Annotated in this window: 22 protein-coding genes; 6 read left to right on the top strand and 16 right to left on the bottom strand. The window is 49.3% G+C overall.

What is annotated here, in order from left to right; translation table 11 throughout:
• The first annotated feature begins 130 nt into the window (after window positions 1-130).
• The 3 genes from rsmD (at window position 131) to E2I14_RS09180 (ending at window position 1,593) form a co-directional block, all read left to right on the top strand.
• Window positions 131-724, top strand: a complete 594-nt coding sequence (gene rsmD / locus E2I14_RS09190; RefSeq protein WP_133327689.1) for a 16S rRNA (guanine(966)-N(2))-methyltransferase RsmD — start codon at window positions 131-133, stop codon at window positions 722-724.
• Between the two features lie 87 nt (window positions 725-811).
• The gene (gene coaD / locus E2I14_RS09185) at window positions 812-1,327 is read left to right on the top strand and encodes a pantetheine-phosphate adenylyltransferase (RefSeq protein WP_133327687.1); all 516 of its coding nucleotides are present in this window, start codon (window positions 812-814) and stop codon (window positions 1,325-1,327) included.
• 8 nt (window positions 1,328-1,335) lie between these two features.
• Window positions 1,336-1,593 carry a YfhL family 4Fe-4S dicluster ferredoxin gene (locus E2I14_RS09180; RefSeq protein ID WP_133327685.1) on the top strand — a complete coding sequence of 86 codons (258 nt, stop codon included), beginning with the start codon at window positions 1,336-1,338 and terminating at the stop codon, window positions 1,591-1,593.
• 43 nt (window positions 1,594-1,636) lie between these two features.
• Here E2I14_RS09180 and E2I14_RS09175 read toward each other — a convergent pair whose 3' ends face one another.
• The 3 genes from E2I14_RS09175 to E2I14_RS09165 form a co-directional block, all read right to left on the bottom strand.
• Window positions 1,637-2,107 (bottom strand): DsrE family protein, encoded by a 471-nt coding sequence (locus E2I14_RS09175; RefSeq protein ID WP_133327684.1) that lies wholly within the window; start codon window positions 2,105-2,107, stop codon window positions 1,637-1,639.
• 74 nt (window positions 2,108-2,181) lie between these two features.
• On the bottom strand, window positions 2,182-3,273 hold the full coding sequence (gene ychF, locus E2I14_RS09170; protein WP_133327682.1) for a redox-regulated ATPase YchF: 1,092 nt from the start codon (window positions 3,271-3,273) through the stop codon (window positions 2,182-2,184).
• 284 nt (window positions 3,274-3,557) lie between these two features.
• Window positions 3,558-5,471 (bottom strand): PAS domain-containing sensor histidine kinase, encoded by a 1,914-nt coding sequence (locus E2I14_RS09165; RefSeq protein WP_133327680.1) that lies wholly within the window; start codon window positions 5,469-5,471, stop codon window positions 3,558-3,560.
• Window positions 5,472-5,656: 185 nt separating this feature from the next.
• Between E2I14_RS09165 and E2I14_RS09160 the strand changes: the two genes are divergently transcribed.
• Complete coding sequence (locus E2I14_RS09160) at window positions 5,657-6,706, top strand: patatin-like phospholipase family protein (protein ID WP_133327678.1); 1,050 nt, start codon at window positions 5,657-5,659, stop codon at window positions 6,704-6,706.
• Window positions 6,707-6,723: 17 nt separating this feature from the next.
• On the opposite strand, the gene glcF is transcribed toward E2I14_RS09160, so the two are convergent.
• The 9 genes from glcF to rplM form a co-directional block, all read right to left on the bottom strand.
• The gene (glcF, locus tag E2I14_RS09155) at window positions 6,724-7,950 is read right to left on the bottom strand and encodes a glycolate oxidase subunit GlcF (protein WP_133327676.1); all 1,227 of its coding nucleotides are present in this window, start codon (window positions 7,948-7,950) and stop codon (window positions 6,724-6,726) included.
• Between the two features lie 4 nt (window positions 7,951-7,954).
• On the bottom strand, window positions 7,955-9,016 hold the full coding sequence (gene glcE, locus E2I14_RS09150) for a glycolate oxidase subunit GlcE (RefSeq protein WP_133327674.1): 1,062 nt from the start codon (window positions 9,014-9,016) through the stop codon (window positions 7,955-7,957).
• Between the two features lie 17 nt (window positions 9,017-9,033).
• Entirely contained in the window at window positions 9,034-10,518 is a 1,485-nt protein-coding gene (locus E2I14_RS09145; RefSeq protein WP_133327672.1) for an FAD-linked oxidase C-terminal domain-containing protein, read from the bottom strand.
• Window positions 10,519-10,715: 197 nt separating this feature from the next.
• Window positions 10,716-11,066 carry an iron-sulfur cluster insertion protein ErpA gene (erpA, locus tag E2I14_RS09140; protein ID WP_133327670.1) on the bottom strand — a complete coding sequence of 117 codons (351 nt, stop codon included), beginning with the start codon at window positions 11,064-11,066 and terminating at the stop codon, window positions 10,716-10,718.
• A 118-nt stretch (window positions 11,067-11,184) separates the two neighbouring features.
• Entirely contained in the window at window positions 11,185-11,589 is a 405-nt protein-coding gene (locus tag E2I14_RS09135; protein ID WP_133327668.1) for a bactofilin family protein, read from the bottom strand.
• A gap of 9 nt (window positions 11,590-11,598) precedes the next feature.
• Complete coding sequence (locus E2I14_RS09130) at window positions 11,599-12,315, bottom strand: DUF6776 family protein (protein ID WP_227544673.1); 717 nt, start codon at window positions 12,313-12,315, stop codon at window positions 11,599-11,601.
• A 25-nt stretch (window positions 12,316-12,340) separates the two neighbouring features.
• The gene (gene argC / locus E2I14_RS09125) at window positions 12,341-13,378 is read right to left on the bottom strand and encodes an N-acetyl-gamma-glutamyl-phosphate reductase (protein ID WP_133327666.1); all 1,038 of its coding nucleotides are present in this window, start codon (window positions 13,376-13,378) and stop codon (window positions 12,341-12,343) included.
• Between the two features lie 191 nt (window positions 13,379-13,569).
• Window positions 13,570-13,962 (bottom strand): 30S ribosomal protein S9, encoded by a 393-nt coding sequence (rpsI, locus tag E2I14_RS09120; protein ID WP_133327665.1) that lies wholly within the window; start codon window positions 13,960-13,962, stop codon window positions 13,570-13,572.
• Window positions 13,963-13,971: 9 nt separating this feature from the next.
• Window positions 13,972-14,400 carry a 50S ribosomal protein L13 gene (gene rplM / locus E2I14_RS09115; RefSeq protein WP_133327663.1) on the bottom strand — a complete coding sequence of 143 codons (429 nt, stop codon included), beginning with the start codon at window positions 14,398-14,400 and terminating at the stop codon, window positions 13,972-13,974.
• Between the two features lie 556 nt (window positions 14,401-14,956).
• On the opposite strand from rplM, the gene E2I14_RS09110 reads away from it, so the two are divergent.
• Entirely contained in the window at window positions 14,957-15,394 is a 438-nt protein-coding gene (locus E2I14_RS09110) for an OsmC family protein (RefSeq protein WP_133327661.1), read from the top strand.
• Here the strand turns inward: E2I14_RS09110 and E2I14_RS09105 are convergent.
• The 4 genes from E2I14_RS09105 to E2I14_RS09090 form a co-directional block, all read right to left on the bottom strand.
• Window positions 15,358-16,143 carry a BPSS1780 family membrane protein gene (locus tag E2I14_RS09105; RefSeq protein WP_319945923.1) on the bottom strand — a complete coding sequence of 262 codons (786 nt, stop codon included), beginning with the start codon at window positions 16,141-16,143 and terminating at the stop codon, window positions 15,358-15,360. The two genes, E2I14_RS09110 and E2I14_RS09105, sit on opposite strands and share 37 nt — an antisense overlap.
• Entirely contained in the window at window positions 16,143-17,081 is a 939-nt protein-coding gene (locus E2I14_RS09100) for a homoserine kinase (RefSeq protein ID WP_133327659.1), read from the bottom strand. Before E2I14_RS09100 ends, E2I14_RS09105 begins: the two co-directional genes overlap by 1 nt.
• Window positions 17,082-17,110: 29 nt before the next feature.
• Complete coding sequence (locus tag E2I14_RS09095) at window positions 17,111-17,521, bottom strand: hypothetical protein (protein ID WP_133327657.1); 411 nt, start codon at window positions 17,519-17,521, stop codon at window positions 17,111-17,113.
• Window positions 17,522-17,660: 139 nt separating this feature from the next.
• The gene (locus E2I14_RS09090) at window positions 17,661-18,392 is read right to left on the bottom strand and encodes an LOG family protein (RefSeq protein WP_133327655.1); all 732 of its coding nucleotides are present in this window, start codon (window positions 18,390-18,392) and stop codon (window positions 17,661-17,663) included.
• 23 nt (window positions 18,393-18,415) lie between these two features.
• On the opposite strand from E2I14_RS09090, the gene polA reads away from it, so the two are divergent.
• Window positions 18,416-21,169 (top strand): DNA polymerase I, encoded by a 2,754-nt coding sequence (gene polA / locus E2I14_RS09085; RefSeq protein WP_133327653.1) that lies wholly within the window; start codon window positions 18,416-18,418, stop codon window positions 21,167-21,169.
• Window positions 21,170-21,593 lie beyond the last annotated feature (424 nt).

The raw sequence follows: 21,593 nt of genomic DNA, 5'->3' as shown, positions 1-21,593 counted from the left end.
GGATGGGGTAAGTGGTTAGACCGAGTCAGGCTACAATGTGCGTCATTTTAGCAGACAGACTGGGCTTAATTGAGCTAGTTTGGACGCCGATTGGGCCAGTATGGCCTCATTTATTACTAATGTATTAATTATGCAAAAAATATCTTCCCAGCAACAAGTTCGCATCATCGGCGGCCTGTGGAAGCGCACGCCGCTGACGGTGGTGGATGCGCCGGGATTGCGTCCCACGCCTGATCGCGTGCGGGAAACAGTATTTAACTGGCTGAGTTTTTTATTCCAACAAAATTGGTCGCAGGTGCGTTGTTTGGATTTGTATGCTGGAAGCGGTGCGCTGGGATTTGAAGCGGCTAGTCGCGGTGCCGCGCAAGTCACGTCAGTCGAAGCGCATCCACCGGCCGTGGCGCAACTCGAAAAAGCCAAAGACAAGCTGCAAGCCCAGCAGATTCAGATTGTGCGCGGCGACGCTAAGCTAATCGCTCAGAAATTAGCCGCCAAGGGCGAACAATTTGATGTGATTTTCCTCGATCCGCCGTTTCATCACGATATCTTGAGCTCAATCTTGCCGCATTGCGTGACGTTATTAAAGCCAGATGGTTTGTTGTACCTGGAAGCCGAACATACGCTGACCGGCGACAATTTGCCGCCAGATTTAAGTAATTGGCAAGTAATCCGCGCCGATCGCGCCGGAAAAGTTTTTTTTCATTTGTTGCAGCGCAATAACTAATCCACTCTGAGAGCGAAACTTGACACTATTTTCAGGCATAATGCGGGTTGATTTTTGCCTTTCTCTAGCAGACTACTAGGAGCAGTAATGGTTACAGCGGTATATCCAGGTACTTTTGATCCCTTAACGCGCGGTCACGAAGATTTAGTGCGTCGCGCATCTGGCTTGTTTGATACGTTGGTCGTTGGTGTGGCCGATAGCAAAAACAAGAAGCCGTTTTTCTCGCTGGAAGAGCGCCTGACCATTGCGAACGAGGTTCTAGGCCATTATCCGAATGTGCGGGTTGAGAGCTTTTCTGGTCTGCTGAAAGATTTTGTGCGCAAGAACGATGCGCGCGTAATTGTGCGTGGTTTGCGTGCGGTGTCCGATTTTGAATACGAATTTCAAATGGCGGGGATGAATCGCTATTTGTTGCCGGATGTGGAAACATTGTTTTTGACTCCGTCCGATCAGTACCAATTTATCTCCGGCACCATCGTGCGCGAGATCGCGCAATTTGGCGGCGATGTGTCTAAGTTTGTGTTCCCGTCGGTCGATCGTTGGTTACAAGAGAAAGTCAGCGCAGCGCAGGCTTTGCAAGAATTGAAAGATAAGGGAGTGTAGGTTTTAGCATGGCATTACTTATCACCGATGATTGCATTAACTGCGACGTATGCGAGCCAGAATGCCCCAATGAAGCGATTTATATGGGGCCTGAAATTTACGAAATTGATCCCAATAAATGCACCGAATGTGTAGGGCATTACAGCGAACCGCAATGCCAACAAGTCTGTCCGGTCGCCTGCATTCCGTTTGATCCGGCGTGGCGCGAAACGCCGGAACAACTTCAAGCTAAATACGAATTACTGCAAGCGCAAAAAGCGAGCTGACTCATTGCAAGCCGCTAGCTGATTGCCGCCCGGGCGACTCATTTTACGAGCGCACATAAGCGTAACCAGCCGCTTCGCGTTGTACCACTGCCGATACTCCCGCCGGCACGTAGCTGATGCCGGCCAACATATCTTCGTGCTTCCATTGATGGCCGCGCATACTGTTTTCGCAGATGCTGATTGTGATGCCGTTATTGAGCGCATCGACGATTTTATCGGTGCATTCGGAACCTAATTTAAACATCGCAATTCCCGGCCCAAACGCCACGATTTCAATCGTGACATTTTTCGCGCCTAAATCGTTTTGTAAATTGTGCGCATTACCCAAAGTCAGATTCCATTTTTGCGCATCGTTGTCGGTGACTTGAAATACCGCTTTGTATTGTTTGTTGGCTGGATTGCTGTTATTGATTTCTTGCGCGGCGCGGCTAGCGGCACTCGACAATGCTCCCAAGGCTGCAACGGCCAACGAGTTCAATAACAACTTGCGGCGTGACGAAAATAGATGGCTCATGTTTAGTCTCCTGATTCGATGAAATACAAAAAAGCCCAGTCGGAACTGGGCTTTATCAACAACTTTATCGCGCCTTAAACGTTGAACAAGAAGTTCAATACGTCGCCATCTTTGACCACATATTCCTTACCTTCAGCGCGCATTTTTCCGGCTTCTTTGGCACCGGCTTCGCCCTTGAATTGGATGAAGTCGTCAAACGCAATGGTTTGTGCTCGGATAAATCCGCGTTCAAAGTCAGTGTGAATCACACCGGCGGCTTGTGGCGCAGTATCGCCAACATGAATAGTCCAAGCGCGGACTTCTTTGACGCCCGCGGTGAAGTAGGTTTGCAAGCCGAGCAATTTGAAAGCGGCGCGAATCAAGCGATCCAAGCCTGGCTCTTCCATCCCCATGTCATCCAAGAAGGCTTTTTTGTCGTCGTCTTCTAAGTCGGCGATTTCAGATTCAATCGATGCGCAGATCGACACGATAGGCGCGTTTTGCGACGCCGCGTACACGGTTAATTGATCTAACAGCGGATTGTTAGTAAAGCCACTGTCGGATACGTTTGCCACATACATCGCTGGCTTGGCGGTGATTAAGCACAGTGGTTTGATGAGCAGCATTTCTTCGGCATCTAAACCTAATGAGCGCACTGGTTTGGCGTCGTTTAAGGCGGGCATGATGCGCTCTAATAAGTCGACTAATTTGGCCGCGTCTTTGTCGCCAGAACGGGCTTTTTTATTTTCGCGGTGAATTGCTTTTTCAACGGTGCCCATATCGGCCAAGGCCAATTCGGTTTGAATTACTTCGATGTCGTCCAATGGACTGACTTTGCCCGCGACGTGAATCACATTATCGTCTTCAAAGCATCGCACCACATTGACAATCGCATCGGTCTCGCGGATGTGCGCTAAAAATTGGTTACCTAAGCCTTCACCCTTGGAAGCACCAGCGACCAAGCCAGCGATATCGACGAATTCAACAATCGCGTTTTGGATGCGCTCTGGTTTGACGATGGCGGCTAACTGGTCCAAGCGAGGATCTGGAACTTCCACCACGCCGACGTTAGGCTCAATGGTGCAGAACGGATAATTCTCAGCTGGGATGCCCGCTTTGGTCAGAGCATTAAATAAGGTGGATTTGCCTACGTTTGGAAGGCCGACGATGCCGCATTGGAGGCTCATGAAAATCTTTCTAAATCAGGTTTGACGAATAAGTAGCTAAATAAGCAGTTGTTTGTGTCTGGCCGTTGACGCAGGCCAGGATAAAAACGGTTAGTAGGTGGGGATTGGATTTAATCTGAGTCGCCATGGCGCGATGTTGCATCCAAAAAACGTGCCAATTGTAACCTTCCGCGGGGTTCTAATCAAACCTGATGCGCTATATCGGCTAATAGTTGTCTTTAATGCTATTTTGTGCGATCAATTCGACCATTCGTTGGTAAATATGAGATTTGGGCAGTGACTTTTTAGAGCGATAGCTTCAACGGTAAATCAAAGTAAAAGCAGCTGCCCTGGTTGTGGTTAGACTCAAAGCCAATTTGCCCATGCATGCGCTCGATGAGTTCTTTGCAGATCGCCAAGCCCAAACCCGTTCCGCCTTTTTTTCTGGTATCGGACGTGTCTTCTTGCGAGAATTTTTGAAAAATCTTTACTTTGAAATTGTCTTGCATTCCTATCCCGTGATCGATTACCGCCACCCGCACTAGCGGATTGATGTTGCCATCCAATAGTTTGACGACGACTTCAATTTGCCCGCCTTCGTAAGAGAACTTGGCGGCGTTCGAGAGGAAATTAGTGAGCACTTGGATGATGCGGCGTTCATCGACGTAGATGGTCGGATCAATCAAAGCGTTAATCGTGCAATTGACTTTGAACTGTAAAAAATAGGTGGTGAGTGAATTCACGGCTTGCTGAATCAGCGGCATTAAACGCTGTTCCTGCATCTCGAAAATCATTTGTCCAGCAGCGAGTTTTTCGATATCGAGCAAATCGTTAATCAAATCGGATAAGCGCAGGCTGTTTCGGTGCGCCATTTTAATCATTGATAGCGCCGCATCGGGAATCGCGCCCAACACGCCTTGTTCGACCAGTCCCAACACGCCGCTAATCGAAGTCAGTGGCGTGCGCAACTCGTGACTTACGGTGGAGATGAAGGCGTTTTTAATTTGCTCGGCGCGTTTGCGTTCGGATATGTCGCGCACAGTGCCTTGTAATAAATCTTTGCCGCCAATTGTCATGCGCACCAACACTACTTCGGCATCGAATTGCGTGCCATCGACACGTTGATGCAACCATTCAAACTTGTGCGAACCGGTTTGCATCGCCGTGATCATCATCGCTAAGGCTTTTTCGCTTGAAAGCTGACCGTCAGATTGGTACTCGGGCGATAGTTCGGTGGGGGACAGGGCGAGAAATTCTTCAATATCGGTGCAACCAAACAACTTTAGCGCGGCGGCATTCGCGCCGATAAAGCCCTTGGTAATATCGGTTTGCATGTGCGCGTCGAGCGAGTTTTCGTACAGCGCCCGAAAGAATTCCTGATTGTCGTGCAATTGGCGCTCTTGCTTTTTTTGCTCGCGCAAATCCACCGCCATGCCTAAATAACCGGAGATGTCGTTATCTTTATTAATCAGTGCGGTCACGGACAGTAGCACCGGAATGCGAGTGCCATTCTTATGAATGTAGGTCCACTCGTGTTCGTCTGGCTCGCGCTTTATCCTCGATTTGGCCACGAAGGCGTCAAAGCCGGGCTCAATTTCCATGCCGAGTTCTTCACTGAGTTCCACCGCTCGGATGATGACTTCATTAACGTCATGGAAAATCGCCGGTGTTTGCTTATGTACAATTTCGTCCTCGGTATATCCCAACATGCGCTCGGCAGACTTGTTGAATATTTGAATAAGTCCTTCGGAATTAGCGCAAATAATCGAAAAATTAGAGCTATCCAGAATAGCTTGCCGCAATTCGGTCAATTCGTGCAATTCGTGCAGATAGCGCGTTCGCTCGGAGACATCAATCACGGTGGCGATGACTTTTTTGCCCTTGTCGGTGTGGATGGGATTGAGCCCAATTTCGAGCGCGACTTCGGTGCCATTTTTACGGCGCCCATACAGATCGCCGCGATCTCTGAGGCTGCGTGCATGGGGATTGGAAAAGAACGTCTGCTGATGCTGTTGATGCCTTACTTTGATGCTTGCGGGTAGCAAAATTGCTAAGGGCTGGCCGATTAATTCTTGGCGCGAATAGCCAAAAATAATTTCCATTTGCTTGTTGGCGACTTCGATAATGCCTTGTTCATTGATGAGCGCGATGGCGTTTGGTGCCATTTCAACGATTTGATGGAATTGTTGTTCCTGCCATTGGAGTTTTTCTGTGTCCATGCAACAATTCGGCCCTAGTAAGATTGTGAGTTGTGACGCAGCGACTTGTGAATTTATCCAATCAATTTATACCGAAAATCAGGAAAGGCAATGTTGGGACGACCTAGCCCTGCGTGCTTCGCGCTGAAACAAGCCCTAAAATAGCGAAATTCCACTAATTCCTCCAATTTCTTAACCAAAAAATAATGACAACAACAAAATATCAACGCTGCATGGTGATGGCAGGCGGCGGCTTTCACTTGGGCTATTACTTGGGCGCCTATGCCGCGATGTGCGAAGCAGATAAGCACCCGGATATTTTATTGGCCAGTTGCGGCGGGGCGATTGCCGCGTCGTTGATTCAATCTCTGCCCAATGATGCCGAGCGTAAAGCGTGGCTGGCCGCGCCGCAGATGTACCAATATTGGCGATCACTCCGCGCTAAGCGCGATGCGACTTTGTTGGGGACGTTTGCCGGGGCGATGCGGCGGCGTTTTTTTGGCAAAAGTGCGGCGGTGATTCCGGATTTGTTCAACGATTATATGTTTGAAATTCCCGCGCAATTGCCTTTGCCAGAAGCGACTTTTAAACCAGTTGCGGCTCAAAAAACTGCGCCAAGTTTAGCCATCGTGGCAGGCAAATTAAATTACCAAGAATCGGAAGTTGGCCAACCGCGTGGTGCACGTAAATTATTTTCCGAAATCGTTTTTTGTGAGCCGCGCGCTGCGGAATTAATTGGTGATATGGCCTCGCCATTGAGCTTGCCGCAATTTGGTGACACGGCAATCGCTGCGCAGATTTTGACTGACGGTAGCATGCCGCTGATCGATGCGGTGCGGGCGTCGATTTCAGACATGTTTTATTTTCGCTGTCATTCACACGCCAGCGGCGATTACATCGGCGGGGTGGTGGATTTATTTCCCATTGAGGTCGCGCATCGCTTATCCGACTCGGTCATCATGGAATTAAAAGCTGGCTACGACAAAATGTACGGCCAACCCGCATTGCGCACCGTGTTAGGGTTTGATGGTAATGCGCGCTTAGATCATGTGCTAGAACATCCCGCCGATATTTGGTTTGATACGGCGGATATGGAAGACGTGTTTTTACATCAGCGCATCAAGCAACAAGTTATTTGGTACAAAAACAAAATCGAAATCGTCGCGCCGCCGACCTACGACGAGTACGCGCGCATGATAGATGCGCAGTGGCAGTTTGGCTATGAGCGCGGAATGCAGGCGTTGCAGCCCACATAGCGCTGCCCACATCTTGATTAAGCTAACGCGCTATCGAGCAATTCAATCCAATGTTGCACGGGCGTATCCGTGCCCGATTGCAAATGCCCAATGCAGCCGATATTGGCGGTGACGATACTGGTCGCACCGGTTGCATGCAAGTGCTGTAATTTTTGATCGCGTAAACTGCGCCCGATATCGGCTTGCAAGATGGAATACGTTCCTGCTGAGCCACAACAAATATGGCTGTCAGTGCAGCGTTTTACTGGGATGCCGACCGCCGCCAAAACCTGTTCTGTTTTGCCGTGTATTTTTTGTCCGTGCTGCAAACTGCACGGCGGATGATAGGCGATGGTTTGTTGGGTTGTTGATTGCGTTGGCAAGGTTTTGAGCGCTTCGATTTGGCTCGCCAAGACTTCGCTCAAATCCATCGTTACTGAGCTGATGCGTTTGGCCTTTTCAGCGTAGTGCGCGTCTTGCGACAGCAGGTAGCCATATTCTTTAACTGTTGTGCCGCAACCGGACGCGGTCATGATGATCGCTTCTGCGCCAGCATCTAATAACGGAATCCAAGCATCGATATTGCGCTTGGCATCTGCCATGCCGCCTTCGAGATCATTCAAATGCGAACGGATCGCGCCGCAGCAACCGGCTTTTGGCGCGGCGATTAATTGAATCTTTAAGCGATCAAAGACACGCGCCGTGGCGGCATTGATGTTGGGTGAAATACTGGGTTGAACGCAGCCCTCTAAGACGATCATTTTGCGCGCATGTTGGCTGCTTGGCCGCGCGGTTTGGGCTTGGAATTTCGGCACTTTGGAGGCGATGTGCTTGGGTAGCAATGGTCGTAACGCTTGACCCGTGCGCAGAAGTGGTGTGAACAACCAATTGCGCGGCAAGACGGTTTTGAGCGCGGCACGTTCGAGTTGCTGCATCAATGGCCGAGCGACTTGGTCTTCCACGATGTGACGGCCAATTTCGACTAATTTCCCGTACTCGACACCGGACGGGCAAGTGCTTTCGCAGCTGCGGCACGTTAGGCAACGATCAAGATGCGAGAGTGTTTTTTCGGTGGCGGGTTGACCTTCTAATACTTGCTTGATGAGATAAATACGTCCGCGCGGGCCGTCCAATTCATCGCCTAATAATTGATAAGTCGGGCAGGTTGCGGTGCAGAAACCGCAATGCACGCATTTGCCTAAAATTTCCTCTGCAACGTTTCCGGCGTGGCTGTTTTTGTAGTGGTCAGCGAGATTGGTTTGCATAGTGTTAAAGCTCAGGATAGAGACGACCAGGATTAAAAATCCCGGCTGGATCAAAGGCGGATTTCAGCCGTTGATGGACATTGAATAAGGGTTTGGGCAGCGCTTGGAATACGCCGATCGATTTGTCGCCGCCTTTGAATAAAGTAGCATGTCCGCCCATTGCACTGATCTGTTGGCGCAACTGCTGCGCGTTATGATTTTGCGGTAAATACACCCAACGCTGCGCGCCGCCCCATTCGATTAATTGCGCCGGCCCGAGATCAATGCAGGGGCAAGTCGATGGCACCGACAAACGCCATAACGCGCCGGTTTGTTGGAAGAAAGCGGCTGTTTGTTCATTCAACTCAGACCAATATTGGGCTGCCAAATCAGCGTTGAGCTGCTCGCCACCAAGCTGCTGTTTGGCTTGCTGGATGGCGGGTTCTGAGCCGGACAGGCGCAAGCTTAATTGCCCCTGTTCCCAGCTTGAGGCTGAAATCGGTATTGGCATGCCGCCCCACTGATTGAGTTTGGCGAGTGCGTCGGCTTCGGATAATTCAAAGCGTAACGTGGCTTCGCTATGCGGCACTGGCAAAACTTTGATGGACAATTCCAGTAGCAATCCTAGGCTGCCCATCGAACCGGCCAGCATCCGAGAGACATCGTAACCGGCCACGTTCTTCATCACTTGTCCGCCGAAGGTTAAACGTTGCGCGCTGCCGTTGAGTAACACAACACCTAAGACAAAGTCACGCACGCCGCCAGCATAGGCGCGCCGTGGGCCAGCCAATCCGCTTGCGACTGCGCCGCCGATTGTCGCATCCGCGCCGAACGAGGGCGGCTCGAAGGCCAGAAATTGATTTTGTTCGGCAAGGACTTTTTTGATCTCGGATAACGGTGTTCCGCAGCGCGCAGTGATGACTAACTCGCTGGGGTCGTAATCAATAATTCCGGCGTAGCTGCGCGTCGATAACAAGTCGCCTTGCGCGGCTTGGCCGTACCAATTTTTGGTGCCGCCACCTTGAATGCAAAGCGCTTGCTTTTGTGCTGTGGCCGCTTTGATGCGGTCGATAAATTCAGTCACCATAAAATAGTTTTAATAGGTTAAAAGCGCGGTAAATCGGGAAACTTTTGCTGACCGTGATGTACGTGTTCGCGCCCAAATTCGGCACAGCGATGCAAGGTCGGAATCGTCTTGGTTGGATTAAGTAAGCCGGCTGGATCAAAGGCGCGTTTCACCGCGAAAAACGCGTCGTTTTCTTCGCTCGTAAACTGCAAACACATCGCGTTAATCTTTTCGATGCCGACGCCATGCTCGCCAGTAATCGTGCCGCCAACATCGACGCACATCGCCAAAATATCGGTACCAAATTGTTCGGCGCGGTCGAGCTCGCCCGGCGTGTTGGTATCAAATAAAATCAAGGGATGTAAGTTGCCGTCGCCCGCGTGGAATACGTTAGCGCAGCGCAGTTGATGTTTGATTTCCAGATCGGCAATTCCCTGTAAAACTTGGGCTAATTTTTTGCGTGGAATCGTGCCGTCCATGCAGTAGTAGTCCGGTGATATACGGCCCGCAGCGGGGAAGGCATTTTTGCGGCCAGACCAAAAACGTAAACGTTCGGCTTCGGAATTCGATACCGCAATTGCGGTCGCGCCAGCTTGTTGCAAGACTCGGCTCATACGTTCAATTTCGTCGCGCACTTCGGTTTCGCTGCCATCGGATTCGCACAACAAAATCGCTGCGGCGTTGAGGTCATAACCAGCTTTGACAAACGGCTCCACCATGTGCACCGAGCGTTGATCCATCATTTCTAAACCTGCTGGAATAATGCCCGCTTTGATGATGTCAGACACGGCGTTGCAGGCGGTAATAACGTCGTCAAATGACGCCATAATCACTTGCGCGCATTCTGGTTTAGGGACTAATTTAACGGTAACTTCCGTGACGATCCCGAGCATGCCTTCGGAGCCAATAAAGACTGACATCAAATCCAAACCGGGCGCATCCAAGGCGGCGCTGCCGAGTTCAATCATTTCGCCATCAATCGTCGCAATCCGCACGCGCAGCACGTTGTGCAGTGTTAATCCATATTTGAGGCAATGCACTCCGCCTGAATTCTCGGACACGTTGCCGCCGATAGTGCAAGCGATTTGCGACGAGGGATCGGGCGCGTAATACAAGCCGAGGGGAGCTGCCGCTTCGGAGATCGCCAAATTGCGCACGCCCGGTTGCACGATGGCGGTACGTGCGTTTTTATCGAGTTGGACGATGCGTTTTAACTTGGCCGTTGAGAGCACGATGCCGTCTGAAGTTGGCATCGCTCCACCCGACAATCCGGTGCCTGCCCCACGCGGCACGATGGGAACGGCTAACTCGCGGCAAACCCCCAACGTCGCTAATATTTGCTGCTCGTCTTCGGGCAACACCACGATCATTGGCAGTTCGGTGTACGCCGCTAAGCCGTCGCATTCGTAGGGTTTGGTGTCCTCGAGTTCATGCAAGACGCAATTGGCTGGCAATACCTTGAGTAAGGCCTGCAAGACTTGGCGTTGGCGCTCGGGATTGAAATGGGCTGAATGTGTTTTCATAAACCTCAGTGTACGAAAATGTGCTGGAAAGCAAGATGAATTCTGGCAACGAGTTCAGGTGAATTTAATTCAATCGTCGAAAAATTCCGGTTGGCGCGCCGTCGATGATGCGTGAATCGAAGATCTCAAATCAACTCCGTTTACGCCAACAAAAAAAGGACGCTAACGCGTCCTTTAATTTTTTACACGCCAATAACTTAAGCGGAGAAAGAAGAGCCGCAGCCGCAAGTGGTGGTGGCATTCGGATTCTTAATCACGAATTGGGCACCTTCTAAATCGTCTTTATAGTCGATCTCGGCGCCAACTAAATATTGATAGCTCATTGAATCGATCAACAAATGCACACCATTTTTGGTCATTGTTGTGTCGTCTTCGTTGGTGATTTCATCGAAGGTAAATCCATATTGAAATCCAGAACAACCGCCGCCTTGAACAAAGACGCGTAATTTCAAATCAGGATTGCCTTCTTCTTCGATTAACTGGGCTACTTTAGAGGCAGCGCTATCGGTAAAGATAATTGGTGCTGGCATTTCTGTGACGGCATTCATAATAGACTCCTTGACGTGGTACTTGCATAGCATCTATGCATTGCTGTGTTTCAGGCGCTTTGCTCTTAAAAAATGAGCAACGGGTTGCGCTAACTAGTTGTTCATTATAGCGCGTTGGTCAATCGTCTGCTTGCGACGAGGAAAGTTGCAAAATCGCCTCGCCTGGCACGCCGCTGGCATTGTGGGTTAATAGCCCAGTCACGGTTGCGCCGCTATTCATTTCTAAGGCTTTGTAGTTAACGTCGCCAGTGATGCGCGCTTTTGGCAATAACTCGAGCAATTCAGACGAAAACACGGGGCCTAAAATAGTGCCATCGACCACTACATGGGCCGCACGAACTTCGCCGCAAATGGTCGCGTTTTCGGAGATGATCAACATGCTGCCCTGATCTTCTTCGGCAATCACATTGCCTTTGACATTGCCATCTATACGCAATCCGCCCTTGAAATACAGGTTGCCATCAATATTGGTTGAAAGGCCGATTAAACTATCAATCGTACTTTTGTTTTTACGGTTGAACATGAACTTCCTCTAGAAATTGATCGACTGATAGGTGCGAAGTTGGCCTCGGTCCAAAATGCGCGCTTGCAAGGACTTCAGAACTGCACCTTCAGGGAGGGCAAGACTGCCTTCCATGCGTTGATAGTATTTAAACGATAACTTCAACTTGGCCGCGTTATCTTTTGGCTCAGGAAGCGTAAGAATAACAGTTTTTCCGCCCAGCAATATAGTAGCGTTAAATTGTAATTCACCGACAAAATCCTGCACATTTTTACCGCCTTGCATGACCAAGACGCGGTATTGCACTTGCAGCTTATTGCTGGCGTCAGCTTTGAATGCGCCGATCCGAATTCCCTCTGGCCCGCTAGCGGCTGGGATGAGGTTTTCGAAGAAGGCTAAATCTTCTTTGAGCTTATTGTTTTCGGCGGTGAGTGCTTGAACTTGGGTCGCTAGTTGTTTTTGGGTGGCGCGCTCAATATTGAGCTCGCTGTCCGCACTGTTGGCGGTGCTAGAGAGTTTTTCACGCTCGCTATCGAGTTGCTCAACCTTTTCCTTGAGTTGCGACAGTTGTTCTTTGGTCGGGGCTACGCCGCTGATGGTGCCGCCGAGGCGGTAGGTAAAAAATGAAATGGCCGCCATGGCGCCAACGATAACGAGAACGATGATTGACCATTTCAGCAGCGAATTATCGCTTTCCACCACCTTGATGCTGGAAATCGTTTTATATTTTGAGCTGTTATTTTTCATGGTGTTTTGGTAAAAAAGCCGTGAATTAAGGCAAAAGCGGTACGTGAGTTAAACCACAATTTTCCTGCAAGCCAAACATTAAATTCATGCATTGGACCGCTTGTCCGGCAGCCCCTTTCATCAAATTGTCCTGCACCACCAAGACGATTAAGGTCGCGCCGTTTGCCGGGCGATGCAGAGCAATTCGTAACATGTTCGAGCCGCGAGTGGAGCGGGTTTCTGGATGGCTGCCGAACGGCATGACATCGACGAATTGCTCATCGCGGTAGGTGCTTTCAAACAGCTCTTGCAACGCTTCATTGCTAATCTCAGTGGTCAGCTTGGCGTACAAGGTCGAATGCATGCCGCGTATCATCGGGACTAAGTGCGGCGTGAAAATGAGGTTAACCGGAGCGGCGCACATTTTTTGTAGCTGTTCGACCGTCTCTGGAACGTGCCGATGCCCTGCAACGGCGTAGGCTTTGAAATTATCGCTAGCTTCGGAAAACAAAATCCCGATTTCTGCTTTACGCCCAGCGCCCGAAACGCCGGATTTGCAATCGGCGATCAAATTGCTTGCATCGATGATTCCAGCTTTCAGCAAAGGATAAAAGCCCAGTTGCATGGTCGTTGGGTAGCAGCCGGGATTGCCGATAACGCGGGCTGATTTAATCGCCTCGCGGTTCAATTCCGGTAATCCATACACAGCTTCGTGCAGAACGTCTGGGCAAGTGTGGGGAATTCCGTACCATTGTTGAAATTGGGCAACATCTTTGAGGCGGAAATCTGCCGCTAAGTCGATTACCTTAACGCCAGCGGCCAATAATTCTGGAGTTTGCGCCATTGCAACGCCATGCGGAGTTGCGAAAAAAACCACGTCGCAGTCGTTTAAGTTGGCTTTGTCCGGCGAGCTAAATGCCAATGGAACACGGCCGCGTAAAGAAGGGTACATGTCGGCTACCGGCAAACCATCTTCCTTGCGGGAAGTGATTGCGGTCAGCTGCGCCTCTGGATGGGTTGCTAAGATGCGTAGTAACTCAACACCTGTGTATCCGGTGCCTCCGACGATGCCGACTTTAATCATTGGTTCTCCAAGCAAAAAAAATTTGTGTCATTCTAACAGTTAGATATAAGTTAAGAAATGCAATTGTGGCCCGATAGAAATCTATTTGCCTCCTAGCAACATTAGGATATTTAAAACGTTTTGTAAAATAAAAAAAGCCGCCAAGCATAAACTTGGCGGCTTTTGCACAACTGAACTCTGACGTTGTTTGATTAACGCTTGGAGAACTGTTTAGCGCGACGTGCTTTACGCAGACCGACTTTTTTACGTTCAACTTCGCGAGCATCACGAGTAACGAAACCAGCTTTGGACAATTCTGATTTCAAAGTTGCTTCGTAATCGATCAATGCGCGAGTGATACCGTGACGAACTGCGCCAGCTTGGCCAGATTCACCGCCGCCGTGAACATTAACCATGATGTCGAAAGTTTCGAGGTGGTTAGTGAGTTCCAACGGTTGACGAATAACCATCAAGCCAGTTTCACGAGAAAAATATTCATTGGCTGGTTTGCCATTAACAACGATCTTGCCGCTGCCGGATTTCAGGAAGACGCGAGCTACTGCACTCTTGCGACGGCCGGTTCCGTAATTGAAGTTACCGATCATGTCTATTCCTTAGAGTTCGAGTACTTTAGGCTGTTGGGCAGAGTGTGGGTGAGTTGCCTCAGCGTACACTTTGAGCTTTTTGATCATGGCATAGCCAAGTGGGCCTTTAGGTAACATACCTTTAACAGCCTTTTCTAGAGCGCGACCAGGGAAGCGTTCTTGCATCTTCTGGAAGTTAGTCTCATAGATACCGCCTGGATAACCAGTGTGGCGATAGTATGTTTTGTTCAAGGATTTAGTACCAGTAACGCGCAATTTACCTGCGTTGACCACAACGATGAAATCGCCTGTGTCGACGTGAGGAGTAAATTCTGGTTTGTGCTTGCCGCGTAATCGGAGTGCCACTTCGCTGGCAACACGTCCGAGGATTTTATCCGTCGCGTCAATCACGAACCAATCGCGTTGCACTTCATGTGCTTTTGCGGAAAAGGTTTTCATGATGACTTTCTAATTAAATAAAGTAATTTCGCCTAAATATGTGCACTGTGTGGCGGTTCCGTTTGTGGTGTGTGGGTTGGACTTTCGTTCAACGTTGACACGCCCAAACGGACTCAACCTTGTAGTGTTCTTCCCATAAGCGAGATGGAAAGCCGCAAAGTATAATCTTTTCAAAGACTTAGTGTCAAGGGATGAATGGCTTTTTGCTGTATTTTTGAGCAAAAAAAACCCGAAATAGAGACTATTTCGGGTTGAAGTCCACCCTTGCAGGCGGAGGAGACAAAACTTGCCAGTGTTAAAACCTACCTAAATAGTTCCTAACCCCAACGAAAATGAGTGTACATATTTTCATTGTGCGGTGCAAGATAATTTGCGCATTTTAGAGGGTAAACTCAGTAATTTTCATAGGTGAATCGCTTTGGTGCAGTGCGATATTTTGGTGCAATAAAACGCCTATTTTTGGTGCGATTTTTCGCCTAAATATGTTTATTAAGAAACATCTCATTGATTCGGGCTACAATAAAACCCAATTTATCTAATGTGAGGAAATAAAGCGATGGAATGCACAGTACGTTGGACGGGTTTGTCGGGAATGACTTTTTTAGCAGAGACCGGATCTGGTCACGTAGTGGCCATGGATGGCGCGCCGGATGGTGGTGGTCGGAATTTGGCACCGCGCCCGATGGAGATGGTTTTACTTGGCACAGGAGGTTGCACGGCCTATGACGTCGTTCTGATTCTGCGTAAGAGCGGGCAAACGATTACCGACTGTGAAGTGAAGCTGACTTCAGAGCGGGCTGAAAAAGATCCTAAGGTGTTTACCAAAGTGCATTTTCACTTTACCGTCAAGGGCAGTAACGTCAAGCCTAATACGGTAGAACGTGCGATTAAGCTGTCGCACGAGAAGTATTGTTCGGCGTCCATCATGATGGAAAAAACCGCCGAAATCACGCACAGCTACGACATTGTCGATTCAGCGTTATCGGCGGGTTGACCAAACACCGATACATAGCTCGGGTAAAACGAACAATACAAAATGATGTTGAGCACCATCGAAAACGGCATCATGATGAGAATAATAAAGTTCGGATTACCCGTGATGGCGGCGATCAATGCGCTGAAAAACATAGGTAACAACCCGCCAACCACAAACCACGACAAACCGTATACCACGAATACTCGCCACGAGCGAACCGACGCAAAAAAGCTATAAAAAATCGCTTTCAGTAGCGGCATTTCTTGCCATGCGATCAGTGGTCCGGCGAACCAAAACGCGATCAATGCGGGAATGTAGACTAAGAACGAGAAGAACATCGCACCAATCATATTGGTGTCTTCCACCGTCTTGGCGTTGAGTTGGATTTGACCTGTAATGGCTTGCCAAAATACGCCGTCATCAATCAAAAATGACGAGCCTAGCGCCACCATGGCGGCGACTAAATACAGCACGCCAAGCTGCATTAATTTGGCGGCTTGGGGTGAGCGAAAACCATAAAGCAGCAGGCGCGGATGCACTGGCTTGCCTTGATCAATTTCTCTGCACGCCTGCATAAACGCGAGGGTGAACAAGGGAAGAAATACGAACGCTAATATCTGCCCCAAAATCGGCACAAAGCCAACAATGAGCATTAAAAATAAATAGCCCAAAAACATCGATGAAAATTCCATCGGGCGCCGTCTGAAATAGCCAAACCCTTGCTTTACCCAAAGCCAGCCAGTGTTTGCGGGGAGTTGATTCATCATTATTGTGCGCAGCGCTTGCGTAAAATGCGTTCGAAGTGAGTTGGATCGTGCGGAGTGAGCATGTGTGCTTCGCGGGGCTGGTAAAAGTCAAATAAGCGCGACAACCAAAAACGCAGCGCTGCCGCGCGCAGCATGATTGGATAAGCGGCTTGTTCTTCGTGGGTGAATGGTCGGACTTGTTGGTAGGCCTTAATTAACGCATCGGCGCGCGCTGCATCTAATTCGCCAGTATTCAAATCAATGCACCAATCATTGATCGTCACCGCGATATCGAAAATAAAGGTGTCCCATCCAGCAAAGTAAAAATCAAAAAAACCAGTCAGTTTGGTGCCATTAAACATGACATTGTTGCGGAATAAATCGGCGTGAACTGGCCCGCGCGGCAATGCTTGATAGGTTGGGCTGGCGGCAAAATCCTGCTGCTGTGCTAATTCGGTGCTGAGCAAGCGCTGTTGATCGTCATTGAGAAATCCCATGACCTTAGGTGCAGTTTCGACCCACCATGACAAACCGCGCAAATTCTCTTGTTTGATGGCGTAATCTTGTCCAGCCAAATGCATTTTAGCCAGCATCGTACCCACTTCAGCGCAATGAACTGGAACAGGACTGAGCTGACTTTCACCGACTAATTTACTGACGATCGAAGCGGGTTTGCCGTGCAAGGCGGTGACTAAGTGGCCAGCCTTATTCGGCACCGGAGCCGGGACTAAAATGCCGCGCTGTGCCAAATGATCCATTAAGTGCAAATAAAACGGCAATTGCTCAAAACTGAGATTTTCAAAAATCGTCAGTACAAATTCACCGGAATCGGTAGTGATGAAAAAATTGCTGTTTTCGATTCCAGAAGAGATTCCCTTGATGGAATGCGCTCTTCCTAGCGAAAATTGTTGCAACCACGCGCTGAGTTCGGTCAGTGTGACCGGAGTAAAAACTGCCATGAGATAAATATAAGCTGGATTAGAGAGAGTTATTTTTGCGGCGGCAAAGGATTTGGGTTAGGAGGTAAGACTTCGGGTTCGTTGTCTTTGGGTTCGGTACTTTTGCTTCCGCCCCAGCTTTTGACGACCCATTGGACCGCGTGATTGCTGCTGCTTTGTGCATCGCCCGGTAACGAATTGCCAACGCTTTGGTTGGGCTTGACGATATAGGTGCCAACGCCGTTCGTGACTTTTACTTCGGTTTGCTCGCCAGTTTGGGTTGTTTGCTCGGTTTGCTTAGTGACCGCTTTTTTTGTGTTGGTCACTGCCGGATCGCTGACTTCGTCCAATTTATCCATACGCGGTGGTACGTCGGAGGGCGATTGTTGCGCCAGTGCGGTGGTTGCGTTGATAACACAAAAGCAAGTGAGCGCGAATAAGGATTTGAGCGTTGTTATCATGATAAGTATGGGTGATGAAACATGTTGGGCAATGAAGATGTTCGACCGCAGTATGCGGCATTGTAGCAAAGCTCTTCGTGCGGGATGACGCTTTTAACTAGATTTTTCGCGGCGTTGCCAGACACGCCGCGATTTGGTTTTACAGAAGCCGATGCAATTCGTCGGTGGTATTTTCAATATCTAATGCTTCGTAGAAAGCGAAAATCGCATCCACGATATTGGCGGGCTCATCGATCAATTGGACTAATTCCAAGTCTTGCTCGGCAATCATGTTGTTGCCCAACAGGGAGCTGCGCAGCCAATCTAACAAGCCGCGCCAAAATTGGGTGCCGACCAAAATAACCGGGATGCGGCGTGACTTGCCGGTTTGGATCAGTGTGAGTGCCTCGCTCATTTCGTCTAAGGTGCCAAAGCCGCCTGGATAAATAACGTAGGCATCCGCATATTTCACAAACGCGACTTTGCGCGCGAAAAAGTGGCGGAACGAGATCGAAATATTTTGGTATTTGTTTGGCACCTGCTCGTGCGGTAACTCAACATTTAAGCCAATCGAAGCCGAAGGGCCGTCGAATGCGCCTTTATTGGCCGCTTCCATAATGCCGGGACCACCGCCCGAAATGACCGAAAAACCTTCGTCCGATAAGCGTTTAGATAAATCGAGGCAGTTGATATAAAACGGATCGTCTTGCTTGGTGCGCGCCGACCCAAAGATCGTCACCGCCGGGCGAACTTCTGATAAACGTTCGGTGGACTCGATAAATTCTGCCATAATCGTCAGCAAATTCCATGACTCACTGGCTTTTATTGCTGTCGCCCGCTGTTTGTCAGTGACTTGGCGCAGCTTCAAAATATTTTTTCTATTCTCGTTCATCCGTTACCTTGTTCAAAAATCTTATGCAAAAAACTCTACTGCTTGTTGATGGCTCCAGCTATTTATACCGCGCTTTTCATGCCATGCCCGATCTGCGCAACGCTGCAGGACAACCAACTGGCGCCATTTACGGCATGATCAACATGCTGCGCCGCCTGCGCGCTGACTATCCGGCAGCATACATGGCCTGTGTATTCGATGCAAAAGGAAAAACATTTCGGGATGATTTGTATTCGGAATACAAAGCTCAGCGTCCATCCATGCCAGAAGATTTAGCCGCGCAAATCACGCCGATTCATGAGGTGGTACGACATTTAGGTTGGCCGATTTTGATGGTCGAGGGTGTGGAAGCCGATGACGTGATCGGTACGTTGGCGGTGGAATCGGTGCGGCAAGGCTTCAAGTGCATTGTGTCCACGGGCGATAAGGACTTAGCACAATTGGTCAATGAAGACGTGACGCTAATTAATACGATGACCAATGAAAAGCTCGATGTTGCCGGTGTGATCGCCAAATTTGGTGTTCCGCCTAATCGCATCGTGGACTATTTAAGTTTGATTGGCGACACAGTGGACAACGTACCCGGTGTTGCTAAAGTCGGACCGAAAACCGCGGTCAAATGGCTAACGCAATACGACTCGCTCGACGGCGTAATGCAAAATGCCAAGGATATTGGCGGTGTGGTGGGTGAGAATTTACGACAAGCCCTAGATTGGCTGCCGCAAGCGCGGGTGTTAGTCACTGTTAAAACCGACTGCGATCTGACGCAACACAGTCAAGGCATTGCCGAGTCGCTTACCGCACGGCCAGAAGATGCCTTAGGCATGATCGATTTTTATACACGTTACGGATTTAAGAGCTGGTTGCGCGAAGCTCAAGCGGCAATTGGTGTGCAAGAGACGCCTACTAACGCCGATTTGTTTGACCAAGCTGCCCCGCATAAAGCAGCACCCGCCAAAGCACCGGTGGCGACTAATTATGAAACTGTGCTAACCGAAGCAGACTTGGCGCGTTGGCTGGACAAAATCCAACAGGCGCCGCTCACCTCCGTCGATACCGAAACCACTTCCTTGGAACCGATGACCGCACAGTTAGTTGGCATTAGTCTTTGCGGCGAAGTGGGGCATGCGGCCTACATTCCGGTGGCCCATCGTTATCCAGATGCGCCGACCCAGTTGTCGCGTGACTATGTGCTAAGTGAGCTAAAGCCTTGGCTGGAAGACGCTAATCGCCATAAAGTTGGCCAAAATTTGAAATACGATAGTCATGTTTTCGCCAACCATGGCGTAACCTTGCGCGGCGTATTGCACGACACTTTATTAGAATCCTACGTTTTTGAATCGCACAAATCGCATGATATGGATAGTTTGGCGATGCGCCATTTGGAGCGCAAAACGATCAGCTTTGAAGATGTGTGCGGCAAAGGCGTCAACCAACTGTGCTTTGACCAAGTTGATTTGGTGGCCGCGACCAATTACGCCGCCGAAGATGCCGATATCACACTGCAGTTGCACCAAGCGATGTATCCGACCAATATCGAACACGATGAAAAGCTGCGCTATATATATAGTGCAATTGAACTACCCACCGCGCAGGTGCTGCAAACCATCGAGCGCAATGGCGTATTAATTGATACCAGTTTGTTAGCCACTCAATCCAATGAAATCGGAACACGGCTATTAGAACTTGAAAACCAAGCCTATGAATTAGCAGGGCAGCCGTTCAATTTGAATTCTCCGAAACAATTGGGCGAGATATTTTTCACCAAGCTGCAATTACCGGTCGTGAAGAAAACCCCGTCCGGCGCGCCTTCTACCGACGAAGAAGTGCTGCAAAAATTAGCAGAAAATTACCCTTTGCCCAAAGTGCTGTTGGAATACCGCGGCCTAGCTAAGCTCAAGTCCACCTACACCGATAAGTTGCCAAAAATGGTCAACCCCAGCACTGGCCGGGTTCATACTAACTACGCCCAAGCGGTGGCGGTAACCGGGCGATTGGCTTCCAACGATCCGAATTTGCAAAACATTCCAATCCGCAGCGCCGAAGGTAGACGTATTCGTGAAGCGTTTATTGCCCCGCCGGGCAGCGTAATCGTCTCGGCCGATTATTCTCAAATCGAACTACGCATCATGGCGCATATTTCGGGCGATGCCAGTTTATTGCGTGCGTTTGCCGAAGGTGAAGATGTCCATCGCGCCACCGCAGCCGAAATTTTCGGTATTGCCAGCGCCGAAGTTAGCAGCGAGCAGCGTCGGTACGCCAAAGTGATTAACTTTGGTTTGATCTATGGAATGAGCGCGTTTGGTTTGGCTGGCAATCTCGGCATCGAGAGAGCTGCCGCGCAAAGTTACATCGATAAATACTTCAGTCGTTATCCGGGCGTGGCGCAATACATGGCGGAAACCAAAATTGCCGCCAAGGCGCAAGGTTATGTTGAAACGGTGTTTGGTCGTCGCTTGTGGCTGCCAGAAATTAATTCGCCCAATGGCATGCGTCGCCAAGGCGCTGAGCGGGCAGCGATTAATGCGCCGATGCAGGGCACAGCCGCGGACTTAATCAAGCTCGCCATGATTGCGGTGGAAAATTGGCTAGAGGCGAGCACACTGAAATCAAAAATGATTATGCAGGTGCACGATGAATTGGTATTAGAGGTGCCAGAAGATGAATTGGCGTTAGTAAAACAAAAACTGCCCGAATTAATGGCGCAAGTCGCCAGTCTGCAAGTGCCGCTGTTGGCCGAGGTGGGAGTTGGATTAAATTGGGACAAAGCCCACTAATTGGCAAATAAATAGCAAATAGGCGAAAAATGAACCGGTATTTTTGGCAGCAATATGCGTCGCCATTTGCTCGCGCTGCCCATTTATCGTTGCCGCTGACTCTTTTTGTTGGGCAAAGCACCCAAATATTTCATGTCCGATGAAATATTCATCAAGTTTGCTGAATTTATTTTTTTTAATTTCTACGAAAAAACAACACCTTTAATGTTTCAGATGTAACAGAAAACGTTAACTTTTGTTAAAAATTACCTAAGCGAATTGAAGTGAAAAGGCGGCGATTTATTAATTATGACAAAGAAGCCGCGTGACTAAATGCTGCGACGCCGCAAGTTAGTAGATTGTTGATTCTCTAGCTGAAATTTCCATGCGGCAATATCTTTGTCACCAATCTGACACAATTCACTCCTTTAATTATTGCGTGTGC

The sequence above is a fragment of the Sapientia aquatica genome (genome assembly GCF_004358105.1).
Lineage (GTDB): Bacteria > Pseudomonadota > Gammaproteobacteria > Burkholderiales > Burkholderiaceae_D > Solimicrobium > Solimicrobium aquaticum.
This window is presented reverse-complemented; position numbering and strand designations above follow the sequence as displayed.

Coding starts and splice junctions, on each gene's coding strand:
- E2I14_RS09090 (WP_133327655.1), bottom strand. CDS start 18,392: ATGAACGAGAATAGAAAAAATATTTTGAAGCTGCGCCAAGTCACTGAC.
- glcE (WP_133327674.1), bottom strand. CDS start 9,016: ATGGTGACTGAATTTATCGACCGCATCAAAGCGGCCACAGCACAAAAG.
- E2I14_RS09135 (WP_133327668.1), bottom strand. CDS start 11,589: ATGTTCAACCGTAAAAACAAAAGTACGATTGATAGTTTAATCGGCCTT.
- ychF (WP_133327682.1), bottom strand. CDS start 3,273: ATGAGCCTCCAATGCGGCATCGTCGGCCTTCCAAACGTAGGCAAATCC.
- rsmD (WP_133327689.1), top strand. CDS start 131: ATGCAAAAAATATCTTCCCAGCAACAAGTTCGCATCATCGGCGGCCTG.
- coaD (WP_133327687.1), top strand. CDS start 812: ATGGTTACAGCGGTATATCCAGGTACTTTTGATCCCTTAACGCGCGGT.
- E2I14_RS09160 (WP_133327678.1), top strand. CDS start 5,657: ATGACAACAACAAAATATCAACGCTGCATGGTGATGGCAGGCGGCGGC.
- E2I14_RS09095 (WP_133327657.1), bottom strand. CDS start 17,521: ATGATAACAACGCTCAAATCCTTATTCGCGCTCACTTGCTTTTGTGTT.
- E2I14_RS09130 (WP_227544673.1), bottom strand. CDS start 12,315: ATGAAAAATAACAGCTCAAAATATAAAACGATTTCCAGCATCAAGGTG.
- E2I14_RS09100 (WP_133327659.1), bottom strand. CDS start 17,081: ATGGCAGTTTTTACTCCGGTCACACTGACCGAACTCAGCGCGTGGTTG.
- E2I14_RS09110 (WP_133327661.1), top strand. CDS start 14,957: ATGGAATGCACAGTACGTTGGACGGGTTTGTCGGGAATGACTTTTTTA.
- E2I14_RS09175 (WP_133327684.1), bottom strand. CDS start 2,107: ATGAGCCATCTATTTTCGTCACGCCGCAAGTTGTTATTGAACTCGTTG.
- argC (WP_133327666.1), bottom strand. CDS start 13,378: ATGATTAAAGTCGGCATCGTCGGAGGCACCGGATACACAGGTGTTGAG.
- E2I14_RS09105 (WP_319945923.1), bottom strand. CDS start 16,143: ATGATGAATCAACTCCCCGCAAACACTGGCTGGCTTTGGGTAAAGCAA.
- E2I14_RS09180 (WP_133327685.1), top strand. CDS start 1,336: ATGGCATTACTTATCACCGATGATTGCATTAACTGCGACGTATGCGAG.
- E2I14_RS09165 (WP_133327680.1), bottom strand. CDS start 5,471: ATGGACACAGAAAAACTCCAATGGCAGGAACAACAATTCCATCAAATC.
- glcF (WP_133327676.1), bottom strand. CDS start 7,950: ATGCAAACCAATCTCGCTGACCACTACAAAAACAGCCACGCCGGAAAC.
- E2I14_RS09145 (WP_133327672.1), bottom strand. CDS start 10,518: ATGAAAACACATTCAGCCCATTTCAATCCCGAGCGCCAACGCCAAGTC.
- rplM (WP_133327663.1), bottom strand. CDS start 14,400: ATGAAAACCTTTTCCGCAAAAGCACATGAAGTGCAACGCGATTGGTTC.
- polA (WP_133327653.1), top strand. CDS start 18,416: ATGCAAAAAACTCTACTGCTTGTTGATGGCTCCAGCTATTTATACCGC.
- erpA (WP_133327670.1), bottom strand. CDS start 11,066: ATGAATGCCGTCACAGAAATGCCAGCACCAATTATCTTTACCGATAGC.
- rpsI (WP_133327665.1), bottom strand. CDS start 13,962: ATGATCGGTAACTTCAATTACGGAACCGGCCGTCGCAAGAGTGCAGTA.